1 protein-coding gene (only partly in view) is annotated in these 22,814 nt (G+C 69.0%); it reads right to left on the reverse strand.

What is annotated here, in order from left to right:
- Positions 1-22,814, reverse strand: partial view of an SdrD B-like domain-containing protein gene (locus F8D48_RS11595; protein ID WP_170272725.1) — the final stretch only. The gene runs 51,106 nt beyond the window's last position; only the last 22,814 of its 73,920 coding nucleotides appear in the window; its start codon lies off the right edge, out of view; it ends in the stop codon at positions 1-3.

The raw sequence follows: 22,814 nt of genomic DNA on the forward strand, positions 1-22,814 counted from the left end.
TTACTCCTCCTCCCCTTCCTCTTCCTCGTCTTCCTCCTTGCGGCGGCTGATGAGGACGAGCAGCAGGGCCGCGGCGCCCAGCAGGGTGAGGCCGAACAGCCAGGGCATGAGCTCGTCGCCGGTCTGGGGCAGCTTCAGGTAGAACAGGTTCGTGCCCCACGGGGTGGTGACCACGACGGTGTTCCAGTCGTCATCGCTGCCGGTCATGCCAAGGTCCACGGAGCGATCCGTCTCGGGCGTCCAGTCGTAGGGCGCCAGCAGGTTGAACTTGTGGCCGTAGGCGTTGGGGGTGGTGCGCACCTCGGTGAAGGAGCCGAGCACCGCCATGGCCGGGGTGATGCCCACCTTGCCCGTGCCGAGCACCGAGCCGGCGGCCTCGCCCCAGTCGGAGTCGTTGTTATCGTCGCTGCCCACCTCGATGGGCACGAACTCCTTGCCGTCGGGCATGGTGGCACGCACCCGGTAGATATAGGGCGTGTTGGCGCCGTCGACCATGGGCAGCCCCTCGAAGCGGTAGGCGCCCTCGGCGTTGGTCTCCTGAGAGGCCACCTCGGTCCAGCCGTCGCCGCCCTCCACGGTCTGGCCCTTGATGGCAGCCAGGGCCGTGGGCTTGTAGGAGGCGCCGTTGAAGCCGACCGCCGCCGTATCTCCCAGGGTCTTGCGCTCCAGGTACACCGTCAGACCGGGCACCGGCTCGGCGGTCTCGTCCTGCAGACCGTCGGCCTCCGGATCGTCGAAGGCAATGCCGGCGATGGTGGCCAGGGCGTAGGGCACCAGGCCCGTGTCGTTGAAGTCGGAATCGACGCCCATGGAGATGACCCAGGTGGTGCCGTTCGGGCCGGCCAGGTAGGCTGCGCCGTTGCCGACCAGATCGGAGCGATCCGACGGGGAGGCCAGCACGATGAGGCCGCCGTGGGGATCGGCCGGATCGAGGAGCTTGGTGTCCTCGTTCAGGTCGGAGTCGGTCTCGTGGGAGCCCTTGTTCATATGGGTCACGCCGAAGCCGGCCGGCAGATCGTCCACGGTCACCTCGAAGCCGTAGAGCACGTAGGTTTCCTCGCCGTCCACCATGCGCTTGCCGGCCACGTCCAGGTCATCGAAGATCCAGCGGCCATCGGCGTCCGAGGTCACCGTCTGGCTGAAGGTCTCGTCCAGCTGCCAGCCGTCGGCGGAGTACCAGTAGCGCTTCAGGCTCACGGGCACGCCCGCGATCCGCCCGGTCTCACCGGCATCCTGGATGCCGTCGTAGTTGTCGTCGCGCCACACCACGCCGGCGATATGGGCCTGGGCGATGCGGAACAGGCCGTAGCCGTGGTGCAGCGAGCTGAACCAGTTGATGTCGGACCACATGTTGTCGCCCTCGAGCTCCATGCGGCGGGCCTGGTAGGCCTCGTACAGGTCGTGGTCGCCCGTGCCGTCGTAGACCGGCGCGTTGGCCGTGCCGTCGGCAGCGGTGGCGTCGGTGGTCTCCCGGCCGTCGGAGCCCAGGTACACCGGCTTGCCGCCGAGCATCTTCTGCTTGCCGAAGATGGCCTCGTGGTAGTCGGGGTGCGTCTCGTGCAGCTCGTCCAGGTCGGCCAGCAGGGCCTTCTCGATCCAGGCCAGCACCTCGTTCTTCAGGCTGTCGGTCACGGTAATGCGGGCCACCGGCCTATCGCCCTGGTAGAGCGTGGTGAGGAAGGCGGCCTCGGTGGCTGCGCGCACCGTGCAGTCGGCATGGGTGCAGCCGGCCTCGGTGCAGAAGCCGTCGCCGTCCTTCTCATGCAGGCACGCAGAGCAGGTGTCGCACAGGCCGTCGCCGTCGGTGTCGGCCACGGCGCGGTCGTCGTGGTTCGCCAGGCAGTCGCCGCACAGATCGCAGCGGTTGTCCAGATCGCCGTCCACGTGCTCGCACTCGGTGCCAGCCGGAGCCGGGCAGCAGTCGCTGGCATGGTCGCAGCCCGGCTCGGTGCACAGGCCGCCATCCTTGACGTGGACGCACTCCTTGCAGGCATCGCAGAAGCCGTCGCCGTTGCCGTCCTCGTGATCGCAGTTCTCCGGATCGCGGTTGACCTGAGAATCGAAGGTGGCGTAGGCGCCCTGGGTCTTGGAGGATTCGGACTCCGTCGCATCGGCCAGGGTGGTCAGCACGATGAGGCCCTCGCTGGCGGCGTCGGCCGGGTCGATGGGCAGGGTGTAGTCGCCCTTGTGGCCGGCGGCGTCGGGGATGTTCGGGCGCAGGGAGCCGAACTCCTCATCGAAGTCGGAGTTGATGGTGTCATCCAGCTCGTCATCGACGTGCTGCAGGGTGGGCGCGTAGGCCTCGGGCTCGGGATAGCTCACCACTTCGGCCCTGTAGGCGAACAGCACCTTGAACTCGGCGGTGTTCTCACCGGAGCGGTGGGTGCCGGTGCCGTAGGCCATGAACTCCCAGCGGCCGTTCTCGTCGGTGGTGGCGAAGCCGGAGCCGGGCACGTACTTGAAGTACTGGTCGTTGCCGTCCTTGTCCTCGCTCACCCACTGCTCGCGCACCTCGTCGGCCGGGGCCACGGCCAGGGCCTCCTCCTCGGTCAGCGGCAGATAGGTGTGCTCGCCCAGGCCGTCCTTGGACAGATCGTGGACGCCCGTGAGCTCGGCCAGGTCGGCCTGGGAGAAGCTGTAGTCGCGGCGCCAGACGCCCTTCTCCCCTTCCGGCGTGGCCTCGCCGATCTTATCGATGCAGGCGTCGAAGGCCTCGCGGATGACCCGCCTGTTGTCGGGCCCCTCGGTGTAGCTGTTGAGGGAAGTGCCCTGGGTGGCCTCGAACACGTTGAGCTTGTTCAGGGCCGCGCGGTACACCGCCTCGCGGTCGGCAGCCGTGGCGTTATCCAGGTCGGCGCCGATGGCGCCGAGCCAGTCGATCATGGCCTGGGCCGCGGCCGCGGGATCGGCCACCGCGTCGTCCTCGTCCTCCACGTAGGCCGGGGCCATGGCCTCGATGGCCTTGTACTCGTCCTTCGTGAGGCCGGAGTTCTTGTAGCTGCCGTCGCCAGCGGCGTTCTCCCAGTAGCCCATGCCGGCATCGTCGTACCAGTAGCGCACGAGGCGGATCACGGCGCCCTCGATGCCCGCCTCGCCCTCGGTCATGAGGCCGTCGGAGTTCTCGTCGTTCCACACGTCGCCGTCGATGAGCACCGGCAGGCGCTTGGTCAGGCCGGCGTCGAAGGCGCGCTTGTAGTACATGCGGTTCGCGAGGTCGTAGTCGTTCTCCATGTAGGTGATGGCATAGGCGCTGGCCAGCAGGCTGCCGTTCATATCGGCATCCTCGTCCACCTGCTCGGCCACCACGGCGTACACCTCGTTGGCCTTGTCGGCATCGTTCACGTTGTCGGTGAGCGACGACTCGAAGGAGGTGAGGTCGGAGTTGTTGCCCGTGCCGGCACCGTCCACGTGGAAGCGGCTGGCCACGTACTCGCCAGAGTCGTCCACCACCTTGATGGCGTAACCGGTCAGGTACGGGGTGGCCATGGTGAAGTTCGGGTCGGCATCGGCCAGGACCTGCATACGGTCGTCGTAGGCAGCCTTCAGCTCGGCGTCAGCCTGGATGAGCTTCATCTGCTCGCCGGACAGGGACTTGATGTCCTCGGCCGACAGCGACGCGATCATCTTCACCGACACCGGGCGGGCGTGCAGCACCTTCAGGTCGGAGGTGGACAGCGCCGTGCCGTTGGCGTTGGGCACACCGTAGGGCTGGTAAACCTTGGTCATGTCGGCCGGCTTGGAGGCGGTGACCACATCGCCGTCCACGAGCACGTAACCGGGCAGGTTGTTGAACTCGTAGATGCCCTCCGCGTTGGTGAGGGTCCACAGCTGGTGGGCCTCGATGACCACGCCGCCGCAGTCGTCGCACTTGCCGTCGCCCTTGCCGTCGGCGCCATCGGCATCGCGGTGGGCCGCCGCGGCGTCCACCACGGCCCCGCAGCCGGCGCAGGTGGCCGTATGGGTGTTATTCAGGTTGTCCTTGTAGGCGAGGCCCTTGCCCACATGGTCGCAGGCCGGGGTCGTGGCCAGGGAGGCCTTGCAGATATCGCAGACCTGGTCGGCGTCATCGTCCACGTGGGGCGCATCGTCGGCGAGCACCGTGTTGCAGCTGCCGCACGTCACATCATGGGTGCCGTCGCCGTTGTCGGTGGCCACCGCGCCGTTGTGCAGGCACGCACCGCAGGCGTCGCAGCAATCGTCGCCGTCGCCGTCGGAGCAAGCAACGTTGGCCTCGGTATAGGTGCAGGCCGGGTTATCGCAGGTCACCGTATGGGTGCCATCGTTGTTGGCGGTCACGGTGCGGTTGTCGTGGGTGCAGCTCGGGTCGCCGGGGTCGGTCACCTGGGTGTTGCCGTCACCCTCGCCGTCGGCCAGGGCCGCCGCACTCACGGGCACCGCCGCGGGCGCCACGCGCCGGGCCGCGGGCTCGCCGGCCTCTCCGCCGGCCTCGGGGTCGGTAGGCTCGCCCGGGTTCTCCGGGTCGGTAGGCTCGCCGCCCTCGCCCTCGTCGGGTTCGTCGGCGCCGTCCTGGTACTGGTAACCGCCGGCCAGGTTGGTGTTCTCCACCCACACGCCGGAGTCGCGCAGCACGCGGACATGGGCCTTGCGCAGGGCATCGTAGTCGTAGGTACGGCCGGAGCGCACCAGGTACACCTTGCCGTCGGCACCCACGACGATGTTGCCGCCCTTGCCGTCCACCAGGCGCAGGTCGCCGTCCTCGTTCTCGTAGAAGACGTTGCCGTCCTCGTCCTCCAGCAGCTGGTGGCCGCGGTCGTACTCGGGCACGAAGTAGTACTGGGTGAGGATGACGCGCAAGTTCTCCACGCCCTCCTCGGTTTTGTCGCTGTCCTCGGTGTCGAAGCGGTCGTCGGAGGTGTCGGAGTCGTTCACGCCGTCGTAGTCCTCGTCGTACCAGGCCTGGCCCACCAAGCTGGAGCGGTCCGGCGGCACGAAGCCGGCGTTCATGGAGGCCTGGTTCTGGCCCGCGGCGAAGTCGTAGCCGTTCTCGCCCGCGACCGTTTCCTTAACGGGGTTGCCGTCGGCGTCGTAGACCGGCTTGCCGTTCTCGTCGGTCTTCACGCGCTCCTCGGACCAGGGGAAGACGGCCTTCTGGGCCGCCAGGCTGGCATCGTCGGAGGCGCCGGCCAGCACGATGCGCCAGTCGGCGGCGTTCTTGGCGATCTCGCCCTCCACCGTGGTGCAGGTGCCCGCAGGCAGGGTGCAGGCGCCGTCGCTGTGGGCCCCATCGGCGGTCTGGATGTTCGGCTCGTCGAGGAACACCGGGTAGTTGTTGTTCTCGTAGTGCTTCCACACCTCGGCCAGGCCATCAGGGTTGCCGGCGTCCTTGTCCTCGGCGGTCACCATGGGCTGCACCCGGGAGTTCACGACATCGTGGGCCGTGGTCTGGGCCTCGAAGGTGGTCACGAGCAGCGAGCCCATGCCGTCGTCGGCCTTCACACCGTTCACCTCCACGGTGTAGGACGCGAGGGTGTACTCGTACTTCTTCGCCGCGGCGTTCCACTGGCGGTAGGCCGTGGGCAGCTTGTCGAAGAGGTAGTAGCCGGTCACGGCCTTGCCGCCGAGCTTGCCCTCGGAGACGAGGGTCGGATGGGTGCCGGTCAGCACGGCCACCTTGCCGCCGCCCAGGTTCTTCGAGCCCGGGATGGTCTGAGTGAGGTTGGCGGTCTCGCCGGGCTTCAGGGTGTTCTTGCCCGGGGTGGTCACGTCGGCGGCCTTCACGTTGGTGTCGTTGCCGAAGTCGGCGTTCTGCACCCAGGTGCCGTCGGCGGCCAGCAGCCACTGCTTCAGGATGACCTGCTTGCTGTTGTAGCCGTACTCGATGAAGTCCTCGGTGACCTCCTTGCCGTCCTTGGTGAGCGTCTTGCGCACCTCGGTGTTGTAGTTGTACAGGCCGTCGTAGTCGGCATCCTCCCAGACGAAGCCGTCGATGGCGTAGGTGGGCGGGATGATGATGCCGCCGTCGTTGTGGTCGCGGCTGGCGCCCATCATGAGGTCGTAGGCCACCAGGTCGCCCTTGCGCATCGGCTCGGCCACCACGGGGTTGCCCTCGCCGTCGGTCACCACGTCGCCGTTCTCGTCGCGCTCGTAGTTGGGCGTCTGGTCGGCGTTGTGGGAGGCCGGGGCGTACACGATGTTGGAGCCGTGGGAGGTCAGGCCGTCGGGGGTCTGGCCGTCGGCGTTCACGGTCTCCAGCAGCACGATCATCTCGCTGCCATCGGTGTCCACCAGGTAGTTGTCCTCGGACAGGTCGGAGTCGTGACGGTAGTCCACGGGCGCCTCGGCGGTGCCGCGCACCTGGTACTTGGCCTTGAAGTCGGCCGCATCCGCCACGGAATCCTCGGTGACGCGCACCTGGTAGCCGTAGACGACCCACTGGGTGGTGCCGCCCACGGTGCGCAGGCCCGCGGTCTCCAGGTTCTCGAAGCTGTAGGTGCCGTTGCGGTACAGGTCGTTGCCCACCAGCTCCTCGTTGAAATCGAGGGTGAGCGCGGTCTTGTCCGTATCCTCCTCCACGAGCACCTTGCCGGTCACGGCCTTGGCCTCGCTGGTGCCGTCGGGCGCCCAGGCCGTGGTGTCGAGCACCCAGTCGGTGCCGTTGAACCAGTAGCGCTCCAGGGCCACGGCGTAGCCGTTGATCGGAGCCTCGTCGGTGCGGGCGCCGGTCTCCTCGTCCACGAAGGTGTCCTGGATGCCGTTGTTGTTGGCGTCGTTCCACAGGATGCCGCGGATGGACTGGCGCGTGGGATGGGTGGCGCCCACGTAACCGCCGGCCAGCGGGATGCTGTAGCGATCCCACACCTCGTGCTCGAGACCGCCCTCATCGGTCCAGCTGTCCACGAGCACGCGCTCGGTGTCCACGGTCAGCCAGTCGTAGGCCGCCGTGCCGGCCGTGCCGGCCAGCAGCTGGGACAGGGGCACCCGCGCGTAGTCGGCCGGGTCGGCCAGCTTGGTCTTGCCCTCGCCGTCGCTCACGCCTTCGCTGGCCAGCACGATGCGGCCGCCGTTATCGTTGCCACCGAGGTTGCCCTGGGCGGTGCGGGTGCCGGCGATCACGGTGCCGTCCTCGGCCACAACCTCGGCCCGGTCGGTCACCACGCGGCCCGCGCCGCCGGTCAGGGGCGCTACGCCGGTGCGGTCGAGGTTCTCAGCATCGGAATCCACCGTGACGTCCTCGCCCACATGGTAGCGGGTGAGCAGCCAGTTCTCGCCGTCGGCCGCATCGGAGCCGCCGGCGCCGAGGCCGTCGAACTCCACCTGGTAGCCGGCGAGCGCGTAGGTGTCGCCTGCCAGGGCCACGGTGCGGTCGGCGGCGATCTTCAGGGCAGAGGCCTCGGCACCGACGCCCACGATGGCGCTCGGCAGCTTGTCGAAGCCGTAGGTGCCCGCGTCCAGATCGGTCTTCACCGTCTTGCCGTCGCGGTCGTAGCCCACCGGGCCGGTGGTCACGGTGCGGACGCCGCTGTTGTTGGGGGTCAGAGTCTGCTGCCAGGAGGTGGTGCCGGTGTCGGCATCGGTCACCGACTCCCACTTCACCTCGGCACCGAAGCCGGTCACCTGGGCCCAGGTCTGGGCATTGCGGTCGTAGGCCCACTGGGTCAGGGCCACGGTGCGCCCGGGCAGGCCGGCCTCGTAGACCGTCTTGCCGTTCTCGGCCCAATGGTCGCGAATGCCGTTGTAGGAGCGCTCGCGCTCGGCACGGTCGAGCAGCAGATCGCCGGACCAGGTGTCCTGATAGGAGTCGTCCCACATAATGCCGTTGATGGAGGCGGTCGGCACGGCGATGAGGCCGCCGTCGCCGCCCTGGGCCGACTGCACGTTCATATCGGTGTCGTAGGTGACGCCCTTGTAGGTCTTCTGGGTCTTGTCGTTGGTGGACGTGGAGTGCTTCTCGCGGGCGATGATGACCATGCCGTCGGCGCGGGTGGGGGTGCTGCCGTCGTCGGCCTTGTCGGCCACGCGGTTCACGAGCGTGAACTGGCCGCCGTCGATGTTGGTGCCGCCCATGTTGCGGAACAGGTCGGAGTCGGCCGTGTAGTCCTCGGCCGCTTCCACTCCGTCGTCGCCGTTGGCATGGGCGCGGGTCAGCGTGTAGCCGGCCGGCACCGATTCCACCTCCACGGTGTAGCCGCACAGGTAGTCGGTGTCGGTGCTCTCATCGGGCTTGCTGAAGCGCGTGGGCACCTCCTCGCTCTTGTAGGTGCCGAGCGGCAGATCCTGGATGATGGTGGTGCCGTCCACGTCGTAGACGGGCTTGCCGTTGGAGGTGGTGCAGGTGGTGGCCGGCACGTCCACGTGGGTCACGCCGTCGGCCGCCAGGGTATAGGTGCGCTTCCAGGTGCCGTCGGTCCCACCGCTCTTGTCGGCGGTGTCGAGGTACCACTGGATGATGCGGATGCGCACGCCGGCGATGCCTTTCTCTCCCTCGTCCTGGACGCCGTTGTAGTTGGCGTCGTCCCAGATGCGGCCGGTGATGGGCGCCGCGGGGGGCATGATGTAGCCGCCGTTGATGCGGGTCTCGTTCTTGCCGAAGGTCAGATCGAAGGACACGTCGGTGGCGCCGGCGTCTCCCTCGTGGTTCTTGCCCGAGGCCGCCAGGGGGTACTGGGTACCGCTCACGCGGGCGCCGGCGGCGTCGGCCGTCGTCGAGCCGGCCAGCACCAGCATGGAGTCCAGGGTATGGATGTCGCCGTCGGAGCTGTACGCGTCGCTGCGCACGAGCGGGAAGGTGTCCAGGCCGAAGCGGTACTCGCGGGGCAGCCCGGCGTTCACGTTGGACTGGCCCTTGGAGTTCCACAGGTCGTGGTCGGCGTCATCCACGCTGGTATCGTGCGTGGTAGACATCTCGTACTTGCCCGGGGTGAACGACAGGTTGCCGCGGATGGCCACGGTGTAGCCGGCCAGGTACTCCTTGCCGTCCACGAACACGCGCACCGGCAGGTCGTCGAACTCGTAGTAGCCGTCGTTGGCCTTGCCGAAGTCGGCAGCGGCCTTGGTCGTGGTGGTGGCGAAGTAGAAGCCGGTCTGGTCGCGGTCGGTGTCGTAGGCGCGCACCGGGAACCAGTGGTTGTCGCCGTTGAAGCTGTCGGCGGTGTTCACCCGGGTGGGATCGTAGTACCACTGGCGCAGGTACATGGTGGTGCCCACGCGACCCTCCTCGGCCGCCTCCAGAGTCAGGTCCTCGCTCGGGTCGTCGGGGTCGGGGTAGGTGCCAGGCGTGCGGGAGTACCAGCCGTCCTTGTAGGCGTTGTCGCGCCACACGTAGCCGCCGATGGCGCGGTAGGCCGGGGCCACCTCGCCCACATCGCCGGCCTCCTCGGTGGCCACGGGGCGGGTCCACTGGTAGGTAGCCGCGCCCGCAGTGTCCATGGCGCTTCCCGCCGGGATGGCGGCGAAGGCGGCCGGGATGCCCTGGGTGGTGTCGGCCTGGACGGTGCCCAGGATGACCTGGCCGTCGTTGGCGCGCAGGGTCTTGTCGGCGTAGCGCTCGATGACCGGGAAGCTGTGGTAGTAGGCCCGGGCCGGCTCGGCGGCGGCCAGGCCGATCTCGTCGGCATTAGCGGCCGGGCCGGTGGTGCCGTCGTCGGTGGCGTTGGAGTCCACCGTGAGGTCGGTGCCCTCGTTCACCGCGGTGATGTGCCACGGGTCGGCCAGCGTGCCGTCGGACTTCAGGTAGTTCTTCGCGGCGGCCAGCTCCACACGGTAGGCGGCCAGGAAGTACTCGTCGGTGCCGGTGGCGTCGTTGTAGACCACCACGGCCGTAGGCAGGTTGTCGAAGACGTACTCGCCGTCGGCCACGGGAACCTGCGTGCCGTCGGCGGCGGTCTTGGTCGCGGCGCCCTGGGCGTAGGTGCGCACGGCCACCACGGCGTCCTTGCCGCGGCCGTCGGCGCGATTCTCGCCGCCGGTCACCACGGGCACGCGCTCGAAGTGGCCCGGATCGGTGAGGTCGGCCGGATCCTTCACGAACTTCAGCTCGGTGGTCACCCAGTCGGAGCCGAACCCGATGTTCTGCACCCAGGCGCCCTGGGCCCCGGCGGGGGCGGCCTCGTCGGTGGAGGTGGTGCCGTCGGCGGCCACCCACTCCACGATGCCGGCGGCCTCGCCGGTGGCGATCTGATCGAAGATGGGGCTCGTCGCGGGCACGTAGTACCACTGGGTGGCCAGCACCACTTCGCCGGCCAGGCCCTTCTCGTCGGCATCGCGGACGCCATTGGGAGCCGTGTTGTCGTCGGCATCGGTGTCGTTCCACACGATACCGGTGATCTGGGAGGTGGGCACGCGGAACAGGCCGGTGTTCACCGACGCGCGGGCGGCCACCTGATGGGCCGTATCGTAGTCCACCCCGCCCATGGAGGCGCGGTAGGGCGTGTTCGCGGGCACGGAGCCGTCGGCGAGGGTGGAGGCGTCGGCCGTCAGGATGAAGCCGGTGTCCTTGGCAAAGCCGCCGTCGGGCTGCTCGCCGGCCGCCGCAAACTGCGGGTAGGCCGTGACGATGGGCGTGTCGTAGCCGTCCACCTCGGCCGAGCGTCGTACGTCGCGCTTGGCGTCGGAGTCGGTGTCGGAGGAGCCCACGCCGCTGTGGTACACGGTGAGCACGTGGCCGGCCGGCACCTCGGGCACCGTCACGCGGTAGGAGGCCAGGGCCAGCACGTCGTCGGTGGCGGCCGGGTCACCGGCGGCCAAGGGGTTGCCCTCGGCGTCGAACTGCACGTAGGGCAGCAGCCCCTCGGTGGAGCCGGCCGCGCCGTCCTCGTCGTGGAAGCGGTAGGCGCCGTTGGCGTCGGTGTCCATGGCATAGAAGCCGGTGCGGCCCGTGACCGTACCCGTGACCTCGTCGACGACCTCCTCGCCGAAGGCGGGGTTCTTGATCCAGGCGCCCACTACGGCGTCGGCGTCGTCGCGCACCAGCTCGATGCCGTGGATGTCGTTCACGTCCACGTCCTCGTAGGTCTTGGCGGCCCGCAGCACCTGGCCCTTGTTGTTGGTCACGGCGGCGGCCTGGAAGCGCGACACCACCTTGCCGTCCACGGTGACGTTCACGAGCGAGCCGTCCAGGTAGAACCACTGGGCCAGGCGCACCTCGGTGTCGGCCAGGGCGGCATCGCCATCGGTGCCGATCTCCTGCACGCCGTCGAAGTCGGCGTCGTACCACAGGGTGCCGGCCACCTCGGTGGTGCCGAAGTAACCGTAGCCGCCGGAGAGCTTCTCCTCGCTGCGGCCCGTGGCCATGTCGAAGGACACCTTCACGCCGTCACGCACCTGGTCGATCTTGTAGTTGTCGTCCTGGGTGTAGGTGGTGGTGTTGCCGGCCAGCACGATCATGCCGTCCAGGGTGGAGTTCGAGGTGTTGTTGTGCAGGGCCACGTCGTCGTTGTCGAACATCTGCGGCGCCTGGCCGGTGAGGTTCTGCCAGCCGAGCGGGTAGTTGGCGTTGCCGTAGGTGTCGATGGAGGCCGCGCCGTCGGTGTAGGTCACCGTGCCGCCCACGTTCTCCAGCAGCTGGGTGCCGATGACCTGGGCCGTGGACTCGTGCTCGTCTTCGGCCAGGGCATCACCCCGCTCCTCGATGCGGGTCACGGGCACATTCAGGGTCTCGCTGGTGGCCACGGCGTCGCCACCGGCCACCTCCACGGTGTAGCCGGCCAGGTACTCGGTACCGTTCACGGCCACGTACACGGGCAGGTTGTCGAAGGAGTAGAAGCCGTCGTAGTGGCCCTCGTCGGTGCCGGGGGCATCGGCGGCCACGGTGCGGGTGAAGCACTCCACCGTACCGGCGGCCGCAGCGGCCGCGGCGCGGAGACCGGCGGCCACGAAGGCGGCCAGGGCGCCATCGGCCCCGTCGCCGCCGGTCGGGGGCACCGGGGCGTCGACGTTGGTGAAGTCGGCCACCTGAACCCACTGGCCGCCCGTGCCGTTGCCGTCGGCGTCGACGGCGGTGCCGGGCACGAAGTACCACTGCTTCAGGATGACCTTCTTGCCCACCAGGCCGCGCTCGGTGTAGTCGGTGCCGCCCACGGTGAAGCGGTCGGACGCACCGGCGACGTCGTAGATGCCGTTGTAGTTGGCATCGTGGAACAGATAGCCGGAGATATGGTGCTTCGGCACGTCCATGACGCCGGCGTCGTTAAAGGCGCGGTCGGCGCCCTTGGCGCGGTCGTAGCGCAGGGTGGCGCCGTCGCCGGCTGCGGCGGGCGCACGGCCGTAGCGGTCGGCGGTGTTCTGGTTCGGGTTGCCGGAGGCGGTGGCCACGGCCACGTTGGCCCCCTGGGAGGCCACGGTCACGGCCGCAGCCCCGCCGTTGGTGGGGTTGCCCTCGATGTCGGCCAGGGTGCCGTGGACGTAGCCGTCGGTCTCCTCGGTGTTCAGGAGCACCGTGTACTCGTCGGCGCCCATGACGTAGCCGTCGGAGTAGATGAGGTCGGAGTCCACCGTATAGTCGCTGCCCTCGTGGATGTTGGCGGCCAAGAGGCGGCGGGCCCGGAACTCCTCGTCGGTGACGCGCACCTTGTAGCCGTAGATGACGACCTCGTCCACGCCATCGCCGTTCACGTCGCGCACGTCCGAGCTCTTCAAGTTCTTGAACTCGTAGGTGCCGTCCACACCGGCCACGGTGGCAGTGTCTCCGTTGGCGTAGGGGGCGGCGGTGTAGCTGTAGGTGCCGTCGGCCTCGCGCGTCCAGCCCAGGGCCACGGCCGGCTTCATGGGCGAGGTCTTCGCCTGCACGGTGTCGTTGTAGTCGGCCGGGTAGGCGGCGGCCCACTGGTCGTCCCAGACAAAGCCGTTGTCGGAGCCCACCACGGTGTAGTAGCGCTCCAGGGACACCTGGATGCCGTTCACGCCGGGCTCGGCGGCCACGGTGCCGTTCTCGTCGGTGTAGTCGCCCTGAAGGCCGTCGTTGTTCATGTCCTTCCACACGCGGCCCGTGATGGTCTGGTACGGGGGCAGCACCTCGCCCACGTCGCCGCCGTGGTGCAGGGCGGTGCCGTCGGGCAGCTCCAGCATCCAGTCGTACTGGACCTGGTTGTCCCACATGTTGTTGCCCTGGTCCACGTCCTCGGTGGTGTTGTCGTTGCCCTTCTCGCCGTCGCCCACGAGGGTGGCCAGGATGATCTGGCCGTGGTTCTGGCGCTCCTTGGGCTCGCCGGAGGCGGTGTCCAGCTCGTCGTTCTGCTGGGACACGATGAAGCCGCCGGCCACGCCGATGTTGCCGGCCGCGCCGTCGCGGGTCTCCTCTACCGGCCAGGCGTTCAAGTTGGCCACGTCGGAATCCAGCTTGGCCGAGGCCAGGTCGGCCTTGTCCAGCTGTTGGGTGGCGCGGTGGCGCGTGAGCAGCCAGATGTCGTCGGCGGTGCCGGTCACGGTGTCGCGGGCGGTCGTCACGTTCATAGACGGGATCTCCACGCGGTAGGCCGCCAGGTAGAACTCGTCGTAGGTGGCGTTCTGCACCACGGCCACGGTGGGCAGCTTGTCGAACAGGTACACGCCCCGCTCGATGGCGTCGCCGGCCGCGGTGGTCTTGGTGCCGTCGTGGGTGTTCACGGCCACGATGCCGTCGCCGCGGTACCAGGAATCGGTCATATAAGGTTTATGGACGGTGTTGCCGTTCTCGTCCTGCTCGGTGAGGGCCGTGTAGCGCTCCTCGCCGAACTGGGTGTTGCGGATCCACACGCCCTGGGCGATGGACGCCACGGGGTTGCCGTCGGCACCCTCGATGCCGTCGGTATGACCGAAGGAGGCGCGCACGAGGTCCTCGTGGTTGGCCACGAACTGCGCCCACTTGTCCTGGGGCACGTACATCCACTGGGACAGGCGCACTTCCTCGCCCTCGATGCCGGGCTCGGCGTCGGTGTCCACCACGGTGGTCTCCTTGCCGTCCACGGTCACGGTCTTGGTGGCCTGCAGGCCGTCGTAGTTGCGGTCGTCCCACACACGGCCGGAGATGTTGGCCTTCAGCAGTTCCACGAGGCCCGCATCGCCGCCGGCGAGCGGCTCGTCCACGCAGCGGGGCACGTCGTAGCGCTTGCCGTTGTAGAACACCTCGGCGCCGATGAAGGCGGCACCGGAAGCGGCATCCGCGTTGTTGGTCATCTGGTACTGGCCGGCGGCCGGCGTGTTGGCGGCCGCGTCATCGGTGATCTCGGCGGCCACGATGACGTAGCCGTCGGTACGGGCCGGGCCCACGTTGCCGGTGCCGTCGTCCACGGTGACAGCCAGGTTCTGACCGGCGTTGGTCTCGCCGGGCACCTGCTCGAACAGCTCCACGACGTTGCCGTCCTGGCGCAGGGCGTCGGAATCGTTGGTAATGTTCAGGCCGGCGGCCAGGTTGGCGGCCGTGGCGGCCGCATCGGGGTTCTGGGCCTGGCTCGGGAAGGTGAGCGCGTAGTCGGGCTCAGTCTCGTCCAGGGACACCCGGTAGGCCGTCATGTAGATATGGTCGCGGGTGACCTGGGCCGCGGCCAGGGCCACCGGGTCGGCGTCGGTGTCCACCACGTCCAGAGTCACGCCCTCGCCCACGGCGGGCTCGGTCGGCTCCTCGGGCTCGCCGCCCTCGGTGCCCTCACCATCGGTGCCGTTGCCGTCGGCCTCGTCGCCCTCGGCCGCGGCCAGGGTCACCTCGCCCACGGGCAGGTTCACGTGCTCGCGGTTCGGGAAGTAGGGCTGGATGTCGGAGAGGGCCGTGGTGGCCGCATCGCCCTCGCCCTGGGTGAGCATGTCCACATAGACGTAGCTCGTCAGCTCCTCGAACAGGTAGTCGCCCGCGCTCTGGGCAGGATCGGCGGCGTAGGGGTTGAAGCCCGATACCGTGCCCTCGAACCAGCCGCTGGCATCCACGGCCACGCGCGGATCCAGGGTGGCGGGCTGCTGGGTCACGGTGCCGTCGTCGCCCTTCACGTCCACCAGGGGCAGATCGGCCACGTTGGTGCGGTAGCTGAAGGTCTTGGACTTGAACCAGATGCCGTCGTCGGAAGCGGTGTCGTCGAACTCGAAGCCCGCGGCCTTGAGGGCTACGGCCGTGTCGGTGCCGTCGGCCAGCGTATCGCCAGCGGGCACGAAGAACCACTGGGATAGCTGGAGGGTCTCCCCCGCCACCGGCTTGTCGCCCGTCTCCTTGGCGTTCACGTCCTTCTCGCTGTAGAAGCCGTCCACGTTCTTGTCCTGGAACACGGTGCCGGTGATCTTGCCGGTCTCATAGGCGCCGAAGCCGCCGTCGAGGTTGCGCTCGTCACGGCCGAGGTTCCAGTCGAAGGCCACCGTGGCGCCGGGATTGACGGCGTCGTCGGAGGTGCGGGTCGTCACCGTGGAGGCGGCCGGGCTGTTGGCCTCGGCCACGCCGGCCAGAATGATCTTGCCGTCCATGGTGTGCTTGGTGAAGGCGTTGCCCGCCTCGTCGGTGCCGTAGGTGGACTGCTCGGTGGCCTCGTTCCAGGCCAGGCGATAGTTGCCGTTGAGATCGCCGTCGACGTTCCTGGTGGCGGAGACCGTCATGTTGGCGGCCTGGGAGTTCACCACGTCGTCGTCGCGGGTGCCGTCGGTGGGGCGCTGCTGCTTCAAGGTGGCCGGCAGGCCGGTCACGGCCTGGGCCTTCTGGCCGGGCTCCACCGAAGCGCCGTTGATGTTGCCGAGCACCTCCACGGTGTAGCCGGCCAGGTACTCGGTACCCAGCTCATGGCCCTTGTGGGCCTTCACGAAGCGGGTGGGCAGCTTCTCGAAGAGGTAGGAGCCCACGGCCGCGGCATCCACGGTCTCGGTGGTGGTGCCGTCGCCGTTGTCCACCACGGTCTTGCCGTCAGAGGTGAGCAGCCAGATACCGCCCTCGGTGCTGTCGTAGGTGGAGCCGGGGATGGTGGTGAGCGTGGCACCGGCGGCGGTCACCGTGGCGCCGAACTCGGCCTGGGTGTAGTTGTCGTTGCCGAAGTCGGTGTTCTGGATCCATTGGCCAGTCGCGCCATCCTCGCTGGGCACGTAGTACCACTGCTTCAGGATAACGCGCTTGCCGGCCAGGCCCGGCTCGCCCTCGTCGCGAATGCCGTCGTAGTCGGTCGCGGCAGCGGCGGTGAAGGCGTCATCGGCATCGCGCCACAGCACGCCGCCGATCTTCTGGAACAGCGGCACGCGCAGGCCGCCGTCGTTGTGAACGCGGGTGATGCCCCACGCCATGTCGTAGCGGCGAGTGGCGCTCGTCACGTCGGACACCTCGTTGGCCGGCTTGCCGGCCTCGGCCGCGGCCTCGTCCTCGCCGTTGTTCGGGTTCTTGGAGTTCGGCGCGAAGCGGCGGTTGGAAGCTGGCGAGTTGTCGTCGGCCACCTGGAGCAGCACGTCGTACTCGTCGGCGCCCATGAGGTAGCCGGTGTTGAACACCAGGTCGGAATCGTGGTCGTAGTCGTCGCCGGCAAATCCGGACACCTGCATCTTGGCCGTGCCGAAGAAGCGATCCCACCAGCGAGCGTCGGTGACGCGCACCTTGTAGGCGTAGATGACCTGCACATCCTCGGTGACGGTGGCGCCGTCCACCTCGTGGGTGAGGCGCGCCCACTCCTGGGTCTTCAGGCCGCCGAAGCGGTAGACGCCGTCGTCGCCGGTGGCCAGGGTGCGGGCGATGCCGTCGCCGTGATCGGCAGCGGCGCCCAGGCCGGCCGTCGGGTCGGCGTCGTAGGCCTTCCACTGGTCGGCAGAGGCCCAAGCGGACTTCGCCAGGGCATCGACGCCGGCGGGCAGGGCGTCGTCGCGCACCCAGTCGGTGGCGGCCACGGTGCCGTCGGCGGTCACGATGGCGTAGTAGCGCTCGAGGGTCACCTCGATGCCGGCGGCCAGGGTGTCCTTGCCGGTGCCGGGCTCGTCGTCCAGGTCGTCGGCGGTCAGCAGACCGTCGTTGTCGTCGTCGTACCAGATGCGACCCTCGATATCGTCGATGGGGGCCTGCACCTCGCCCACGTCGCCGCCGGCCACGCGGGTCACGCCGTTCTCGTCCACGGTCACCTTGCCGTCGGCCGTGGCCGGGGCCGTGCGGCTCCAGTCGTAGGCCACCAGGCGGTCGGTGTCCATGGCCTGGCCGGCGGGCACGGTGACCACGGACTTGGAACCCGAGGTGGCACCGCCGGTGATGAGGCTGCCGCCGTCGCGCGTGCCGGCCAGAATGACCTGGCCGTCGTTAGCGCGCGCCTGCACGCCGGCCTCATCGTAGCTGCCGATGACCTTGATGCCGGCAATGCCGGTGTTGGTGATGTCGTCGGCATCGGAGTCGGCCTGGCGGTCGTCGCCCTGGAAGTGGCGGGTGAGCAGCCACTGGTTGTCAGTGCCGTCCTCGTTCTCGGTGTGCTCCACATCGGCGAGCTCCACGCGATAGGCGGCCAGGTAGTACTGGTCGTCGTCGGTCACGTAGGCCGTCGGCAGGTTGGCGAAGTGATACAGACCGAGCTGCTCGGCATCCTTCACGACCTCGCCGTTCTCGCCGGTGACTTCACGCACGTCGCCGGTGGTGGTGGCCAGCACGCCCGGAACCAGATCGGCCTCGGTCACCACGGTGCCGTCGCCGTTGGTGCCCAGCTCGTACAGGGTACCCTTGGCATCCACGCTGTGGCCGTTCACACGGTACACGTACTTGAGCGGCGTCATGGCGTTGCCGTCCAGGAGGATGGGGGTGAGCACCTCCACGTCCCCCGTGGCGGGGTTCACGTCGCCCGCCTTCACGAGGGCGGTGTTCCCGGCCTGGTAGGCGCCGTCGATATTGGAGGTGTAGCGGTCGCGGCCGAATTCCTTGTTCTGCACCCAGGCGTAGCGGACGGCCTTGTCGGCATCCACGACGGCACCCGCGGCGTCCACCGGCGCCCAGTACCACTGGGTCACCAGCACCGTCTCGCCGGCGATGCCCACCTCGTCGGGATCCTGGATGCCGTTGTAGGTGTTGGGCGAGGCGGAGCCGTCGGTCGGGTCGATGTCGTTCCACACCCGGCCCGTGATGTCGGCCCGGGGCACGGCGTACAGGCCGGCGTCGCCGCCGCGCTGAGTACCCATGGGATCGGGCACGTCGTAGGCGACCGAACCGGTGGCCCCGCTGCCGTAGGCCTGCTCGTACTGATGGCCGTCGCCGCGCAGGGCATGATCGCTCACGAGCACGTAGCCGTCGGTGCGCCAGGCGGCCAGCACGCCGTCGAAGAACTCCTCGCGCAGCTCGATCTCGTCGGCGGGGTTGCGGATGGCGTCGGAGTCCGCGTCCTCGCGGCCGTCGGTACCGGTGCCGGTGCCGTCGGTGGCGCCGGGATGATCGGCCGGCTTGGAGGTGGTGGTCAGGTTGCCGGCACCGTCCACGGTATCGGTCTCGATGTTCATGCCCACGTGGGTCTTGGTGAGCGAGAAGGACGGGGCGATCTCGGAGAGCACGAGGCGGTAGCTCACCAGGTAGAGCTTGTCGGTGTCCACCTTCTCGCTATTCTCGTCGGGACGGCCCGCGGCCTGCTTCTCGCCAGGCTGGTAGATGCCGGCGTTGGCACCGTCCTGGGCGTAGACGAAGCTCGGCAGACCGGAGAAGGCGTAGTCGCCGGCCCCATCGGTGACGGCGGTCATGGCACCGCCGCCGTTGAAGCCGTCCACGCGCACCCAGGCGCCCACCACGGCATCGGCGTTCGTGCCGTCGCCGCGCACGGGGCGCACCGTGGCGTTCGCGGGCACCACTTCGCCGGTGTCGGCCACGAAGTGGGCGGCGTCGCCCTCCCCTTCCATGGTGCCTTCCACGTAGTACCACTGGGTCAGGGTCAGGCTCATGTCGGCCAGGCCGTGCTCGCCGTCGGCGGTCTCGAACAGGCCGTCGAAGTCGTCGTCCTGCCACACGGTGCCCTCCACGGTGGTGGTGCCGAACAGGCCGAAGCCAGCGTTCAGGCTCACCTCGTCGCGGCCCACGGAGAAGTCGAAGTCCACGGGCACGTCCGTGTCGTCGGCGGCCCCGTCGTTCTTCCACAGGCCCGTGGTGGTCACACGGTACTGGCCCGCAGTGGCGTTGGCGTTCACGGCGGGGGTCAGCTCACCCTCGGCCGGGGCGGCCAGGATGATGCGGCCGTCCAGAGTGGCCTTGGTGAAGGGGGCGCTCACGCCGTCGGCCGCAGGGGCCTCGGCCTGGCAGGTGTACTCGTTCCAGCGCACCGGGTAGTTGCCGGCAGCGCAGACGTCGGGCACCAGAGCGCCCTCGGCGGCGGTCTCGGCGGAGACCGCCTGGGAGTTCACTCGGTCGGCGTCCCCGTCGATGGTCCAGCTCTCCTGGCCGTTGGCATTCACCTGCAGGCGCGTGGCCGGCAGGCCGTTCATGGACTGGGCGGCGCCATCGTCGTTGCCGAGCACCTCCACGGTGTAGCCGGCCAGGTACTCGCGGGCCGGCTGCTTCACGCCGTCCACCGTAGCGCGAACCGCGGTGTAGCGGGCCGGCAGGTGGTCGAACAGGTAGTCGCCGGCCGTATCGGTGGTCACCCACACGCCCTTGCGGGCGGCATCGTAGGTGGCACCGGCAATGGTGAACAGGGCGGAAGCGGCCGCGGAGGTAGTGGCCGTGGCACCAAACTCGGCGCGGGTGTAGTAGTCGTTGCCGAAGTTCTCGTTAAGCTGCCAGGTGCCCTTGGCATTCCCCTCGCCGGGCACGTAGTACCACTGCTTGAGGATGACCTTCTTGCCCTCGAAGCCGGGCTCGCGCACCAGGGTGGTCTCCGGCTTGCCGTCGGTGCCGAGCACCGGGTTGCCATCGCCGTCGAGCACCGGCTCGGTGCGGTTCAGGGTGCCGTCGTAGTCGGTGTCGTTGAACACCACGCCGGCGATCTTGTTGGCCACGGGCGTGCGCAGGCCGCCGTCGGAAGAGGCGCGGTCGGCGCCCAGGCCCAAATCGTAGGTGAAGCGGGCGCCGTCGTCGGTGGACACGGCGTAGCCGGAGCCGTCCACCACACCGGCCAGGGCCCCGCCGTTGCGGTCGGTGACCGCCTCGGGCAGGGTGAGCGTGGCGGCGTCGCCGGCGGCCACGGCCTTCTCGTAGAGGGCCGCGGCGTTGCGGTCGGCGCTGTTCTGGTTGGCGTTGCCGGAGGCGGGCACGATGGCGTGGTTCGCCCGCGGCGACTCGGCGGTCACCACGTTCAGGAGCACGTCGTACTCGCCCGGGGCGTTCAGGTAGCCGTCGGTGTAGATAAGGTCGGAGTCCACGGTGCAGTCGTCGCCCATACGGTACTTCGCGGCGCCGATGGTGCGCTCCCAGAAGTCGGTGTCGATGAGGCGCACCCGGTAGCCGTAGATGGTCACCGAGGCGGGAATGACCGTGACCTGCACGCTCTCCTCGCCGGTATCGGGATCGGTGAAGGGAGTCTCCACCTTCTGGGCCGGGTTGTAGCGGTGGCTCGGCAGGTCGGAGAACTCGTAGCGGCCGTCGGCGTCAGTGGTGGTGCCGCGGGTGCCGAGGCCCGTGGTCGGGTCGGCGTCGTAGGCATCCCACGCGGCCTGGTCGGCCCAGGTGAGGTCGCGCTCCCACGCGGCGCCGTCGGCCACGGCGAAGGAGCCGTCGGCCTGTTGCACGGCGGTAATGGCCCAGCGCTCCAGAGCCAGGGCGCGATCGGCCTCGCCGGGCTCGCCGGCAGCGCTGCCGTCGGCGGCCGGGCCGTCGTAGATGCCGTCGTTGTCGGTGTCGTTCCAGATAAGGCCGCTGATGGTCTGGCGCGGGGCCTGGGTCTCGCCCACATCGCCGGCCTCCACGGGAACCACGGTCTCGGTGGTCACGTTCGTGTCGGGGTCGGTCACCGTGGCGGTCTCGGGATCCATGATCCAGTCGTACACCTCGGCGCCCGTGCCCATGCCGGCCCCGGCGGGCAGCGCCACGAAGGCGTTGGCATTGGCGTGGGTGTACTCGCCCGCCTCGTTGGTGGTCGTATCCTGGGCGGCCCAGGCCAGGATGGTCTGGCCCTTGAAGCCGCGGGTGGTGCGGGTGGCGGCCGTGCCGTCCACGGCGGTGCCCTCGGAGGCCAGGCCGCAGGTGGCGGCGTCCAGGCGGCCGGCGATGACCATGCCGCCGGCGATGCCGGTGCGCTCGGTCACCGACAGGTCGGCAGCCACGTCGGAGTCGTCGGTCACGGAAGCCGTGCCGTTCACGCGGGACAGCTCGGCCCCGTCGCCGTTGTGGTGGTAGCGGGTGAGCACCCACTGGTTGTCGGTGCCGTCGGCGGCGTTGCCGGCCGGCTCGCGGTACAGATCGGCCAGCTCGGTGCGGTAGGCGGCCAGGTAGTACTGGTCGTCGTCGCTCACGAACACCGTGGGCAGGTTCTCGGCCAGCCACTGGCCGTCCTCGTTGGTGGTGGCCGCCAGGGCGCCCTCCACCCCGTTCACCCTCGCCAGAGGCGTCTGGGCGGCGGCGTTGCCGTCGTAGATGATGGGCTCCACAGGCTCGCCGTCGGCGCGGGCGCCGTACTTGTTGGAGGTGTAGGTGTCGGCGCCGAAGAGGCTGTTGCGCACCCAGGCGCCCACGCAGTCGTCGCCGGGGACGAAGTCGGCGGCATCGGCGGCGGCCACGGAGGTGACGGTGCCGTCGGCGGCCACGAAGTCGGCCTCGGTGTCGGCGATGGCCTCGAAGGCGGTGCTTCCGGCCGGCGCCCAGTACCACTGGGTGAGGTAGACGGTCTGGTCGGCCAGGCCGCGCTCGCCGTCGTCCTGCACGCCGTTGTAGCCGCAGGACACGTCGTAGGTGCCGTCGGCGTTGTAGATGCCGGTGTCGTCCCACACGCGGCCCGTGAGGCTCGTGCGCGGGATCTTCACGAGGCCCGCGTGGCCGCCGCGCTGGGCGAACAGCGGGCGCGGCACGTCGTAGCGCACCCCGTTGTAGATCTGCTCGTACTGGTAGCTGGCCGCATCGCGCTCGGTGCCGGCGTCGTTGTAGCGGTTGCCGTCGGCGCCGCGGGCGGCCACGATCACATAGCCGTCGGTGCGCCAGAAGCTGGCGTTGTTCTTGTTCTCGTCGGCCTCGTCGCGGTCGTCCTTGTTGTAATTGTCCTCGGTGTTCTTGTCGTACTCGTCGAAGGTGCCCTCGCCCATCCAGGAGTTGTCGAAGTACTCGTCGACGATCTGGATGACGCGGTCGCCCGCCGGATCGGGGCGCAGGGCGTCGGAGTCGGAGCCCTCCAGGCCGGGCACGGTGATGGCGGACATATCGCCCAGGGTCTTGTCGCCCACGTTCACGCCCACGTGCGGCGTGGTCAGGCTGAAGTCGGGGGCCACCTCGGCCAGGGTGATGCGGTAGGAGGCCAGGTACAGCTTGTCCAGGGCCACCTCGTTGGCCTCCAGGGCGCCGGTCAGGTCGGTGTCGTTGGGCTGGAGCACGTACAGGTCGTTGGCGGCCGGCGTGCCCGGGGTGTTCTCGTCGCCCTCGGTGGCGGCGGTGAAGCTGCCGCCCAGGTACACGAAGCTCGGGAGCTGCTCGAAGGCATAGGCCCCGGCCGCGGCGTCGGTCACGGAGTCGGGACGGGAGAAGCTCGTGCGCACATCGGCCACGTCGATGGTCGAGGCGCCGGCCTCGGCAACCTCGGCGTCGTAGGCGGCCTGCTTCTCGGCGGCGGTCTTCACGTGGACCCACGCGGCCTTCACGGTCTCGTTCGGGGTCTTGTCGGGGTTGCGGGTGATGACGTTGTCGATGCGGTCCACGGTGAAGTTCTCGGGGTCGGCGGCCAGGGCCTCGATGAGGGCCGCATCGTCCACGTAGAACCACTGGGTGATGGACAGCTTCTGGCCGGGCACCGGCTCCTCGCCGACGTTCAGGATGCCGTCGAAGTTGTGGTCGCGCCACA

It is taken from the genome of Adlercreutzia muris (assembly GCF_008831045.1).
Classification (GTDB): Bacteria; Actinomycetota; Coriobacteriia; order Coriobacteriales; family Eggerthellaceae; genus Adlercreutzia; species Adlercreutzia muris.